9 protein-coding genes are annotated in these 12,251 nt (G+C 39.8%); 2 read left to right on the top strand and 7 right to left on the bottom strand.

Translation table 11 applies throughout. The annotated features are described in order from the left end of the window. Positions 1-105: 105 nt before the first annotated feature. Positions 106-540 carry a GNAT family N-acetyltransferase gene (locus I8748_RS14555; protein ID WP_198125293.1) on the top strand — a complete coding sequence of 145 codons (435 nt, stop codon included), beginning with the start codon at positions 106-108 and terminating at the stop codon, positions 538-540. 23 nt (positions 541-563) lie between these two features. Here I8748_RS14555 and I8748_RS14550 read toward each other — a convergent pair whose 3' ends face one another. Beyond that, positions 564-2,912, bottom strand: a complete 2,349-nt coding sequence (locus tag I8748_RS14550; RefSeq protein ID WP_225896414.1) for a PAS domain S-box protein — start codon at positions 2,910-2,912, stop codon at positions 564-566. A 1,134-nt stretch (positions 2,913-4,046) separates the two neighbouring features. Between I8748_RS14550 and I8748_RS14545 the strand changes: the two genes are divergently transcribed. Then, on the top strand, positions 4,047-4,973 hold the full coding sequence (locus tag I8748_RS14545) for a cobalamin-binding protein (RefSeq protein ID WP_198125292.1): 927 nt from the start codon (positions 4,047-4,049) through the stop codon (positions 4,971-4,973). Positions 4,974-5,106: 133 nt separating this feature from the next. Here I8748_RS14545 and I8748_RS14540 read toward each other — a convergent pair whose 3' ends face one another. The 6 genes from I8748_RS14540 to nifV form a co-directional block, all read right to left on the bottom strand. Further along, positions 5,107-6,189, bottom strand: a complete 1,083-nt coding sequence (locus I8748_RS14540; RefSeq protein WP_198125291.1) for a M4 family metallopeptidase — start codon at positions 6,187-6,189, stop codon at positions 5,107-5,109. A gap of 379 nt (positions 6,190-6,568) precedes the next feature. Continuing rightward, positions 6,569-7,288 carry a class I SAM-dependent methyltransferase gene (locus I8748_RS14535; protein WP_198125290.1) on the bottom strand — a complete coding sequence of 240 codons (720 nt, stop codon included), beginning with the start codon at positions 7,286-7,288 and terminating at the stop codon, positions 6,569-6,571. Between the two features lie 134 nt (positions 7,289-7,422). Then, positions 7,423-7,872 (bottom strand): hypothetical protein, encoded by a 450-nt coding sequence (locus tag I8748_RS14530; RefSeq protein ID WP_198125289.1) that lies wholly within the window; start codon positions 7,870-7,872, stop codon positions 7,423-7,425. A gap of 269 nt (positions 7,873-8,141) precedes the next feature. Further along, positions 8,142-8,690 carry a hypothetical protein gene (locus tag I8748_RS14525; protein WP_198125288.1) on the bottom strand — a complete coding sequence of 183 codons (549 nt, stop codon included), beginning with the start codon at positions 8,688-8,690 and terminating at the stop codon, positions 8,142-8,144. A 650-nt stretch (positions 8,691-9,340) separates the two neighbouring features. Next, the gene (locus I8748_RS14520) at positions 9,341-10,477 is read right to left on the bottom strand and encodes an NF038130 family PEP-CTERM protein (RefSeq protein WP_198125287.1); all 1,137 of its coding nucleotides are present in this window, start codon (positions 10,475-10,477) and stop codon (positions 9,341-9,343) included. Positions 10,478-10,976: 499 nt separating this feature from the next. Further along, the gene (nifV, locus tag I8748_RS14515; protein WP_198125286.1) at positions 10,977-12,107 is read right to left on the bottom strand and encodes a homocitrate synthase; all 1,131 of its coding nucleotides are present in this window, start codon (positions 12,105-12,107) and stop codon (positions 10,977-10,979) included. Between the last annotated feature and the right edge of the window lie 144 nt (positions 12,108-12,251).

Raw genomic sequence — 12,251 nt, 5'->3', positions numbered from 1 at the left:
GGGACTGGGGAAGAGTTTTTTTAATACCCAGTTCCCAATACTTAGTACTATATCCTACTTATTTTATCGAACCGCAGAGGCGCAGAGAACGCAGAGAGTTTTTTTATGAGGGATGTGGTTATTAAGGTTGTGGAGTCGCCTGAAGAATTTGCTGCAATTCAACAAATTAGAATATCAGTATTTCAGGATGAACAAGGGGTAGATTCGGCTTTAGAGTTTGATGGTAAAGATGATATATGTCAGCATTTAATTGCTTATTTAGATGAGCAAGCTGTGGGTACTGCCAGAATTAGATATTTGGATGATCAAACTGCCAAAGTAGAAAGGCTTGCGGTTTTATCTAACGCTAGAGGCTACGGTATTGGTAAGAGAATTATGGAGAAGGCACTCTTAGTTATAGCTAGTCAAAATATTTCAGAAGTAGTCGTTCATGCTCAAGAATATATCAAAGGCTTGTATGAAAAATTAGATTTTATCGCGGTAGGAGAAATATTTGCAGAAGCTGGTATTCCTCATGTGGAAATGAGGAAGAAATTATAAATTTATAGTTTTGTAATTTTTTATCAACTCAAATATTGTTTCAGCATAGTTTCTAATTGGACTATACGAATTGGCTTGAGGAGATACTCATTAGCACCAGATTCTAGATTAATAACTTTTTCTAAAGTCAGTTCTTTAGTACTTGTCATCACTACAGGCAAATTTTTCAGATCAGGTTCTTCTCTGATTATTTTCAGTAAATGCCAGCTAGAGACATTTCCTCTTAACTGACCATCCAACAAAATTAAATCTGGTTTGAAGCTTCGTACCTGTTCTAAAAAGCTGTCACCGTTGTTGATCCACTCGACTTGATAACCAATTATTTGTAGATAATCTTGCAAAAAAATACCAGTGTTTTCTTCTTGTTCTACAATCAAGATGCGTCTTTTAGAGATAGAAACAGAAGGAGTTAATATTACTTCCTCATCTCCCTCATCTCCCTCATCTTTTTGCGCTTGGTCTGGCAAAAACAATGTGAATTGGCTGCCTTCTCCTAAAGTTGATACAACTGTCACATCTCCACCATGCAAACGTGCTAGTTTGCGTGTCAAAGCCAAACCTAAGCCAGTGCCCTCGTACTGGCGGTTTAACCTACTATCCAGTTGTTTAAACGGTTCAAAGAGAAATTGAAACTGATTTGGATCAATCCCAATACCAGTATCTGAAACTGTGAATGTAATGCCTTGAGGCACTTTTTTAATTGTTAAAGATATCCGACCTGCTGGGGTAAATTTAACGGCATTGGTCAACAGATTAAGTAACATTTGCTTGAGGCGTCGTGCATCAGCAATGCAGATATCAGCTTTTGGATCAATTTCACTTGTAATGACTAATCCCTTTGCTAAAGCGCGATCGCGCACTGATGATAGAACATAATTACATAATTCTGGCACTGATAAAGGTATTAAAGAAAGTTCTTCTTTGCCTGCTTCTACCTTAGATAAGTCAAGGATATCGTTAATCACTGCCAGCAGATGTTCACCACTACCATATATACAACTTATATATTCTTTTTGTTTCTCATTGAGAGAGCCAACAATTTCTTGTTGCAACAACTGAGATAAGCCCATAATTGCATTAAGAGGTGTTCGTAATTCATGGCTCATAGTTGCCAAAAATTCACTTTTTGCTCTACTCCCAGCTTCTGCTGCTGATTGAGAAGCACGTAGTTTTGATTCTGTTTGTTTGCGTTCAGTAATATCCTCAACCATAGCCAGGAAAAACTCAGGCTCACCATCACTGCCTGGAATTATCGAAACACAAAGGTGAGTCCACACTAACTCACCATCTTTATGCAAAAAGCGTCTTTCAATTTCAATGCCATCTTTGTTGACTCCTCGCTTTGCGTCTTTTCGCGTTCCTGAAATGAGTTGTCTGTAAAGTGCTAAATCTCCTCTTTGGTGTGAAATGTAATCTGTAAAACGCTTGCCGCATAGTTCTTGGCGGCTGTACCCCAAAATTTGACACAGCGCCGGATTAATATCTACTATCCGTGCTTTCATATCTATTAATCCGATGCCAATGGAGGAACGCTCAAAAATCGCTCTAAATAGCGCCTCACTTTTTCGCAGTGCTTCTTGTGCGGCGTTGCGCTCACTCGCTTCTATGGCTATTGTCACACAATCTGCGATAGAGCCTGCAAAATTCTCTTCCTCTAATGTCCACTGGCGAATGTTGCCAAAATGCTCATAACTGACTATTCCCACTAAATTACCCCCCAACCAAACTTGTGTATGCAGTAGCGAAGCGATGCCAAATACAGAAAGATAAGATGTGGATAATTCTTGGGTTCTTTTGTCTTTAATAGCATCATTTACTGCAATAGTGCGTTCTGTTTCTAAAGCCTGAAAATAAATAGGATAATTCGCTTTTAAAAAAGACCTACCAAAGGTATGCTCTTGTTGACTCACATCATATAAATTGATGCATTGAATTACAGAGCGTTCTTCGTTGTATAACCACACGCCAACTCGCTGCACTAAAAGTGTCTTTGCTGCAACTTCTGTGATTTCCTTTAATGCCGTATTTAGGTTGCCTGTTTGGAAGTTTTTATTCTTTGCTAATTGCTCTAATGCTTGGCTTTGTTTTCGGCGTTCGTTTTCCTTGATCTGCAAAGCCTCTTGAGCTTGTTTGTCTTCTGTAATATTTTTAACTACCATCACTTGCGTTTGTCGCCTCTGGTAAAAAAACACTTGACTTTGCAGTTCAACGGGAAAAGTAGAACCGTCTTTTGCAACTACAATTTCTTTACAGGGTTTTTCACAACGGTCAGGTATATTTGTTCTCATCCAATTTTGTGATTTTCTTGTGTTGGTAAGTTCAAAGTAATTTTGGCTAATTAGTTCTGCAACTTCATTGTCTAGATCGCTCATCAGACAATGCCACATTGGAAGCTAGCGATACCTCTTGACTCATCCTTCAGGTACTCTACTATAGCCTATTATTCGGGTTATGCTTCGCAGTAAATGCAGCTGCCTGGAAAAACCAGTTGCTCTTGGGTTATAAATTTTATGGTATGAAAGAGCGAGTGTTGCCACAGTGTTATGAGCCTACGCCAACAAGAAATAATGTTTAAATATTTACTATATTTCCAAGATAGATTGAGTGGAAGTAAACTAAGTTGCAGAATAAAAGTACGTATAACTTCTAACAATTCCTGAATCATCTGAAACTTTGGGTAAGAGATAGTCTGATATTGTGCTTTATGCCTGCTTTGAAATAACATGAAATACATTAACTTTGCATCAGTCTTAAAGAATAAATCTAAAGCTGAAGCTCGAGCTGCTATGTAATTGTCAGGAAACGGCAGAGGGTTAATTATTTTATATTTCATGTTTATTAGCTATAAACTAGCTTGATTGCGAGAGCGACGCTTATCTAGCTACTTTATAAAGACATCAGCAAAAGAGCAAATTCGCCCATGATGATAAATGAGCGCCCTACGAGTGGGAAGTCAAAAGTTAAAAGGAGGCAGTGCGTTGCAAAGGACAGTTGCGTGGGCGGGTTCCCGACTTGAGCGAACTGTCCGTTGGGGTTCCCACGGCAGTTGCTTATGGGGAGCCACTCCGTTGCGGCGGTCTCCCCCGTTGAAGGAAGTGGCGTGGGTGGAGACCCCCTCTTGGCCGCACTGCCTCCCCGTTGTAGCAACTGCCGTTCAAAAGTTAAAAATATTAAACCCCCTCGCTACGAATGAAAAAACACTTCATGAATCAAAAGCTGGATTTGATAAGGCTTTGGGCGAGTTGTTCAAAGTAAGTAATTAGGATACTGATTTTTTCACAGAATTAAGAACATTAAGTTAAGCTAGCAATTTATTTTATTATATTTAGTAATAAATATTACTTGTTCAAGTATTACGTCTGGTGATTTATGCCTAATTTCTTAAGAATTACTTGACAAGTTAGTGTTGACTACCAAAACAGCAACGCATTCTTCTAGGGAAAGATACTCGAAAAGTAAAAATTTGTAAGAATTGAAGTAATAGTAGCTGTTGTGGAGGTGGAGTCATGACAAATAGTAGTGTGAGAATTGTTTCTTTGATTCCTGGTGGAACGGAGATTCTAGCTAAACTTGGGCTGGCTAGTGCCATTGTGGGGCGATCGCATGAATGTGATTACCCTCCAGAAATCCAAAATCGCCCCATTTGTACCCAACCACGTTTGAACTCTAATGCTAAGAGTGGCGATATTCACGATGAAGTAAACAATTTGTTACAATCTGCTCTTAGTATCTATCAAATCAAAACAGATGTTTTAGAGGAATTACAGCCTACCCACATTATCACTCAAGACCAGTGTGATGTCTGTGCTGTCAGTTTCCATGAAGTTGAAAAAGCAGTTGCTAGCCTCATCCATAGTTCACCAGAGATTATTTCTTTACAACCGAATGTTCTCCAGGATATTTGGACTGATATTGAACGAGTAGGCAACGTCTTCAATGTAGACTCAGTAAAGATACTAGAAAACTTAGAAGCTCGTGTCAAAATTTGTCAGCAAAGAATCCAAGGACTGAGTTTAACAGAACTTCCCGCAGTCGCTTGCATTGAGTGGACTGATCCTTTGATGACTGCTGCAAATTGGATTCCCGAATTAGTTAACTTGGCTGGCGGACAGTCACTGTTTAGCGTTACAGGTAAGCCTTCTCCTCAGTTGGAGTGGGAGACTTTAATAGCCACCAATCCAGATGTAATTATTTTTATGCCCTGTGGCTTTGATTTAAATCGCACTCGCACTGAAGCCCAGGTGTTAACTCAACGTCCAGAGTGGCAAAAACTCCACGCTACTAAGTCTGGCAGAGTCTACATTACTGATGGGAATTCTTACTTTAATCGCCCAGGGCCGCGACTAGTGGATTCTTTGGAAATTTTGGCAGAAATTTTGCATCCTGAGATTTTTGAATATGGCTACAAAGGAACAGCCTGGGAACTGTTGTAAAAATTTAGGAGTTAGGAGTTAAAAGCTAGGATTTGGGAATTAAAACTTACTAATTAGAAATTAGCAGTTGGAAACTATGAATTCTCATTGTTAACTCCTCACACCTCACTCCTAACTGTTAACTCCGCGCCTCCTAACTCTTAACCCCTACCTTTTGCCAAGCGTTCTGAACAGCTTTTTGCTCATTACTCCCGTCACCGTAGAGTTCGCCAGCAATTTTAATAGTGACGTTGGCAGCTTTTTTAAAATCTGAATCGGCACGCAGGCGATCGCGCAAACCTATGTACCAGATTTTACCAGCTTTTTCCCAAGCATAGCCACCAATCTCAACCGCTGCTAGATAAAAAGCATGGTTAGGAATACCTGAGTTGATGTGTACCCCACCGTTATCATCCTCACCAGTATATTTATCTTTCACATGCCACGGTTGGGGGTCTTTACCCATTACATCGTCATCGTAGGCTGTCCCCGGTTCTCTCATAGAGCGGATGCCAACACCCTTAACACTCGATGCTAAAAGTCCCTCGCCAATGATCCAGTCTGCTTCTTGGGCTGTTTGATTTTTGGCCTTTTGTTTTACCAAGGAACCGAACACATCAGAAAACGACTCATTTAATGCCCCAGGTTCTCCATAATACTGGAGTCCAGCTTCATGCTGAGTTACACCATGAGTTAATTCATGTGCAATCACATCAATTGATTTAGTGAAGCGCTGGAATAGTTCTCCGTCGCCATCTCCATAAACCATTTGGTCGCCGTTCCAAAAGGCGTTGTCATATTTGACACCATAATGCACAGTGGAGTCTAAACGCAGTCCCTTATCATCAATAGAGTTGCGATCGAATAACTCATAAAACAAGTCATAAGTAGCACCAGCAGCATCGTAGGCTTCATCCGCTGCTTCGTCACCGCAGGGAGGGCTTCCTTCACCACGCACCAGTGTGCCAGGCAGTTGCTGGCCATTTTTGGCATCGTAAATTGTGCGGCGTTTCTCACCAGGAGAAGGTGCAAACGATATACTACCTACTACGTCTCTACGCCCACGAAGTTGTGCAGAAACATCTAATGTATGAAAAGCCCAACTACGCTGCTGGGGGTTGCCATTCACGACAACATTTTTAAGTATGTGAGGTGGTACGATACAACAAATCGGGCATCTGTTGATCTGTGGATGCTCACACTTAAACCCGGACGATTTTTTTCTATTTCGAGTCATCCAACATATTCTCCTTTGCAAACTAAGTGATGGCAAATAGCAGCGTGAACTCTTGTATTGAAGAAAGCAAAAAATTAATACAAATGGTAGTCCCTGATTTCTTTTCTGAAGATATTGTCTACTCTTGATTGTCGGATCATTCTGTTGAGAGTGACAGTACCCTCATGGGGTAATTAAATCTTGTAACATGGCAAAAATCATCAGACAAGCTTGGATACCGCAAGTTTGAGCCTGAAATTTCGCATGAGACAGCAAAACCTCCCTCGCAAGCCCGTTTGCTTTATATGATAAGTCCTGCCAAGGGTGGTTATACTATTTGTTATATAAATTGATGCAATCAAATCAACAGTAATGCTGGCTACTGCTTCTTTTCTCAGCACTACTGAAGCCAGCCACCAAACACTGCTAAATTGTAATACTTCCAAGGTACTGCGACTATCTTAAATCCAGCTGTGGAGAGCATTTGTAAATGAGTATTCAAAGTAGCAAGTTGGTCTTGACTGGAGTGTCCTTGCGGACTGCTAATGCCGCGCTTAGCACGAATTTCTGTAAGGTTAATTCCCTGTTGATCTGCCCATTCCTGTCTGGCTGCGTTGTCAAGTTCTGCTAAGACAGGTGATTCCGGTAAAGTGGGGTCTGCATTCCAAAAACAACCATCTTGGCTAAGGCTGGCAGCAATGCGTTGAAATAACTTCAACTTCATCTCATCTTGGAGATGATGAATTGCTAAAGATGATACACAGGCATCAAATTCGCTGCCAATATCTACTTCCTGCGGATTATTTGCCCAGTCTCCAAAATCTGCTTGTATACCAGTCCACCGTTGTTGATACCCGGCTGCTGTAATTTTATCTTCAGCGAATTGCAGCATTCGAGGTGAGTAATCTAGGGCAATCACTTGGGCATCTGGATAGCGGTTAAGTATCTTGAGACTAAGTTCGCCTGTACCGCAACCTAATTCTAAGATGCGACGACTTGTGGATGGCAGAAAACGAGTAATTACCTCCAGCATCTCGTCATATCGAGGTAATAGCTGGCGAATGCCTGTGTCAAAATCAGCAGTGTTGGGGAATACTTCTCCAGGAAATAGCTGTTGCATATTGCTGGTATTCGGTCTTACATCAATCTTAGGGTAATATTAATTGCTTAAGATTGCTGCTCTTAATTTTATTGATGGAGAAAAACGTACAATATTCATTTGCTCAAGTTCATTTGAAACTATGGTGCATTTTGTTAAATCCTAAAATGGAAATCCCTGATGTTGTGATGATCAGCCATACGAGCTTGTCTGAGAGTAAACTCTCCTACAGAAGCATTGCCTTGGGGACAAATGACTCCGGTTGCTTGTTGCCAAAGTTGTTGAGGTGCTAGGGATATTTCATATTTGTCAGCCTCTTGTCCAGGTATCGGACTAGGGTATTTTTTGACTCGATACCACTTTGTTTGCTGGCACTGGTCACACCAAAATGCTTCTAACCATTCATTGTCTAAAGCAACTGCTGTCTTAGTTGCTATCAGAATTAGGGCACTCTGCCGCTTCATGCCTCTTTGTTGAAGTTGCTCTGGCGTATCAGCATACAATTTATGTTTGGGACTGACACTATCCAAATAGCATCCGTGAACTGGGCAGTAGATAGCTCGTCGTTTTGAACGTCTACGATGTTTACGAGTTTTGTTATGCAATTTGACCTCACTGAAAATAAGGTAATCAGTAAACACTTTTCGACTATTGTAAAAATATGCTAATTAAGTCTGGATTATTCCCAAGTATGAAAGTTAACTTCAATTCCTCCATTCGCCACAATCATGATACAAACTTGGCAACAATGGTTTGAGTAGAGAATTTTGAACTCTTGAGTATTTTATCAGTATATGTGAGCTGAACCACATAACAGTCAATGCATATGAGTATTCTTCTGGCTGTTTGGGTTTAGAAAGAGGAGCTATAGCTGTTATCGAGTCCCTACTTTAGCTTTTGGCCGCTCCTGAAAATACTCATCTTGATTATAAAAAGGTAAAACTTCAAATAAGACCCAAATTGTCACCGAAGATTGAGGTTTATAACACCAAGCCTCTGGAAGAATAGCTTGGGCAGCTTTGGCATCCTCCCAGTTCAAGAGTCCAAATTGGTTTACTCTTTGAAGAAAAGGAGCTAAGACTCCTGTCCAGCGTTGATAATGAAATAAAGATGATCTCCACCCCTGATTTGATAAATCATAACCAAGTAGCTTCAATCTCAAATGCTTTGGTAGAGTTTGTTTTTTGCGAGCATCTAAAAATAGTAGATAGTATTGTCTACCAACAGGAATTGGTAACCAATCGAGCATTTCCCACACTTCATCTAACAAAGTTAATCGAAAGTTTTGAGAGTAATCAACGTGTGGATTACACCAAGAGTCAATACTCCTCACTTCACATGTTTGAAGTAGACCTAGATAGTCAAGATGGCCTGCCCATTCATCATCGTCAGTAGAACGAATTGCTCTAGTACTTAACCACATTCATTTCATGCTTATATTTAACTGAACTGTGAGCCGATTAAAGATGTCTACAGTGCTGATTAACTTCGCTTTCAGAATGATTTCAGTAATTGAGATGGGTTAGTCAATATAATAAAATTATCTTACTAAGTTTATAAACAATGTTTACTGTTAGATATTTAGATATTTTTGAACAATTTGTTAATTGCTTATTGATAACATATTACACTAATTAAGCTAACAATTTATCTAACAAATTAGAACTAACATCATGATTTTATATACAACAGTCCATATTCATTAAGAATTTAAATAAATACACTTCTTGAGATAGATGGGTAAAATAAAATTTTATTATATTTAAGAGATTTAAAACTCATTGCTACTGTCAAATCATTAGTATCATGGCTGACGGCAAAAATAACCGAACTCCTTAGTTTTACGTAAGGCTAATTGATGAATTATGCCTACTGCCTGTAATTTAGCCTAAGTTATAAGAAGGAATTTTGCAAGAAGTTTCATGTAAAAAATAGTTAGTGTCTTTAATTATTCGTTATTAATAATAAGGCGAATCATTCAAGACACTAACTCAACATTCCGTAGGATAATTTGAGAATTTTGCTATTTTCTCCAACTCAAGCTGAATATGGTTTGGGACGTTTCAGCAGTTATTAAAAACTGACGTTTTTCCGAACCTTGCGTCTGACCACAACTAGACCACCAACAGCCATCAAACCAAGTAATGCAGATGGTTCTGGTACGGATGCAGTTTGGTAATTTTTAGTCCAGGAGTAAATACCAGTGTGAGATGTTGTGTCAGTCACCTTGTTGCGATCGCCTGCGATCGCACCTGAATCGATAGCTGCAAAGCTATAGGCATAGCTAACTTCGTTATTGAAAGTGACTTTGGCTATTTCACTGAGCTGCAAAGGTTTATGTTGCAAGAATGCTGTTTTTGCTAGACTATACACTACCAGATCCAATATCGTATTTCCTGTGGAGTTACGGGCAAAGTCAGGCGATAATCCCAAATAATTTGGGTTAGGAATACTTTTGTTGTAAGTTGGGTTGGCAACAGTTTTGCCATTTTTAACGATGGTTGGGCGAGTATCTACAATTGTTGTACGGGTATCAACATACCCGCTGGTGACATCGATGTGTCCAACTAAATCAAGTTTTAAATCACCAGTTTGTTGATTGTATGCCACATCCCCAATATTAGGATCGCCAGCCGCGTTGAAACCGTTAGTACTGAGATAGCTGACTAGGGTATTGAAGTTAGAATTCAAATCCTTGAGTAAGTTGGAACCACCACTGGTTGGGATGGTTGACAAGAGTCCGCCGTAAGCATCACGAAAACCTGTTAGCCATCCTGTTGCTAATGTACCATCAGCCCAATCAGCCTTGGTGACACTTTCAATCTTGATGGTTTTCTTGCCTAGACTAGCAGTAAAGCCTACATGGTCTGTGACTTTTTCACCTGATGTAAACAGTTCAACGTTGGTAGTACTATCGCTATCTGTTAAAGCTGCGGTAGCTTTATCGATGTTGCCGTAGTTGTTGTAATCGTTTAAAACTCGTCGGTTGACACCGCCAATGCCAGTATTGTCGTATACAGGAGCGCCTGGAGCATAATTCCAGCTGTTGATATTGGGTTTGTTCGCAGATGTGTTTGCTACACCGTTGGTAGTGAATTGAATATTAGTAGGTCTGGTAAGGCTGATAGCGAAAGCTGGAGTTGTAGCGATCGCACTCATGCTTGCTGCTACCGAAGTGCCAATCAAAATTTTCTTGATATATGCTGTCATTTTTATCCCTGGTAAATAGGCTCTAACATCTCATTAGCTACTTTAGTGTTCTGTCTACTTTACTTGGGTAAAGTTAGGGTGAATTTATCGCAATTTTTAGTTCAACAAAAAACTATTTAATTACTTACAGTATTTAGTGCTTATACGCAATTTAACTAGATAATACTCATTGGTTAAATTGGAATCAAATTTATGATTTAAAAAATTTACGAGAAAATACTTAGGGTGATATGGCAGCCCTATTATATTTTTGAAAGTTGAAAACTACACAAAGGCGACTTTTCCAATTAACTAATTATTTAGAATTGCTATATATAAAACTCATATTTAATTTGTGAAAAGTTTAAACCAAAAAATTTCAACTTTTTCAAGAAGTTGGTAATGTTGTTGAAAAATGATTTAAGATTACTATAATGTGAACAGTTCAAAGCAAAGCATAAACACGCGATCGCGTACTATTTACGCCATAAGTATACCTTTATAATACAAATACTACAACTCAACTTGTATGAGAATGTTGTTGAGCTTGTGCTAAGTGTAAAAATTCTTGCGTAGTTAGACTACGTTTTTTCTCTACAGATTCTTGTCGGACTGCCTCTAAAACAAACTGGATTTCTTCATTGTTGAGAATGATATTATGCTGCTGAAGCAAGCTTGATAATAAATGCTTACCAGAATGCTTACCTACAACTAAACGCCGCTCCCAGCCTACCTCTTCTGGGGCAAAAGGCTCGTAGGTGTTGGGGTTTTGCAGTACACCATGAGCATGGATGCCTGATTCATGGGCAAAAGTATTTTCACCAACAATTGCCTTCCAAGGCGTGACATTGTAACCTGATGCCGATGCAACGAGTCGGGATATTTCCAATAACCGAGAAGTTTCAATACCCAAATCAGTACCATAGATGCGCTTAAGAGCCATAACAACTTCTTCTAGAGCAGCATTTCCGGCTCTTTCTCCTAAACCGTTGACGGTTGTATTTACCGATAAAGCCCCAGCTTTGATCCCCGCCAAGGCATTGGCAGTTGCTAGCCCAAAATCATTATGGGTGTGCATTTCCACTGGTATGGACAAGGATATCACCAATTTCCTGACCAGAGAGTAAGTGGTGAAAGGTTCAAGGATACCTACTGTGTCACAAAATCGAAACCGCGATGCACCCCATTCTTGAACACAAGCAGCTACATCCAAAAGAAAGTTTTCCTCAGATCTGGAAGAATCTTCTCCGCCCACAGATACAAAAAGTCCTTGGTCGAGTGCGAAGCTGATAGAATCTTTCAGTTTTTGCAGAACTAGTTGCCATTGTCCCTGAAATTTAGCAGCAATTTGGATTGGAGATACAGGAATGGATATATGCACTCGTTTGAGTCCACAAGCTATGGAAGCCTGAATATCTGAGATGACAGCACGGTTCCAACCCAGCAGTTCAGCCCGCAAACCCAAATTACAAATTGCTGCTATGGCTCGTTGTTCTGCCTTACCCATTGCTGGAATACCAACTTCTAACTCATGAACACCAATGGCATTGAGAAATTTAGCGATCGCAATTTTCTCCTCCAAGTTAAAGGCAACACCAGCGGCTTGTTCGCCATCACGCAGTGTAGTGTCATTAATGACCACTTGATTCATTTGCCAAATGTCTCCTATAATGGTGGGGTATGTTGCTGAAGCTAATTCGTAATTCGCAATTAAGAAATTTAGATTTAATTAGGGTTTCCCAATTTGAATCTATAGGCTAAATTTAGTTGCTTTGGAAGTGCCTTTTTGTGCTTC

It is taken from the genome of Amazonocrinis nigriterrae CENA67 (genome assembly GCF_016056305.1).
Taxonomy (GTDB): domain Bacteria; phylum Cyanobacteriota; class Cyanobacteriia; order Cyanobacteriales; family Nostocaceae; genus Amazonocrinis; species Amazonocrinis nigriterrae.
The sequence above is the reverse complement of the archived record's forward strand: the minus strand, read 5'-3'. Positions and strand labels throughout refer to the sequence as shown.

What these genes read in the sequence shown, in the direction of transcription:
- I8748_RS14555 (WP_198125293.1), top strand. Translation starts at nt 106, where the DNA reads ATGAGGGATGTGGTTATTAAGGTTGTGGAGTCGCCTGAAGAATTTGCT.
- I8748_RS14550 (WP_225896414.1), bottom strand. Translation starts at nt 2,912, where the DNA reads ATGAGCGATCTAGACAATGAAGTTGCAGAACTAATTAGCCAAAATTAC.
- I8748_RS14545 (WP_198125292.1), top strand. Translation starts at nt 4,047, where the DNA reads ATGACAAATAGTAGTGTGAGAATTGTTTCTTTGATTCCTGGTGGAACG.
- I8748_RS14540 (WP_198125291.1), bottom strand. Translation starts at nt 6,189, where the DNA reads ATGACTCGAAATAGAAAAAAATCGTCCGGGTTTAAGTGTGAGCATCCA.
- I8748_RS14535 (WP_198125290.1), bottom strand. Translation starts at nt 7,288, where the DNA reads ATGCAACAGCTATTTCCTGGAGAAGTATTCCCCAACACTGCTGATTTT.
- I8748_RS14525 (WP_198125288.1), bottom strand. Translation starts at nt 8,690, where the DNA reads ATGTGGTTAAGTACTAGAGCAATTCGTTCTACTGACGATGATGAATGG.
- I8748_RS14520 (WP_198125287.1), bottom strand. Translation starts at nt 10,477, where the DNA reads ATGACAGCATATATCAAGAAAATTTTGATTGGCACTTCGGTAGCAGCA.
- nifV (WP_198125286.1), bottom strand. Translation starts at nt 12,107, where the DNA reads ATGAATCAAGTGGTCATTAATGACACTACACTGCGTGATGGCGAACAA.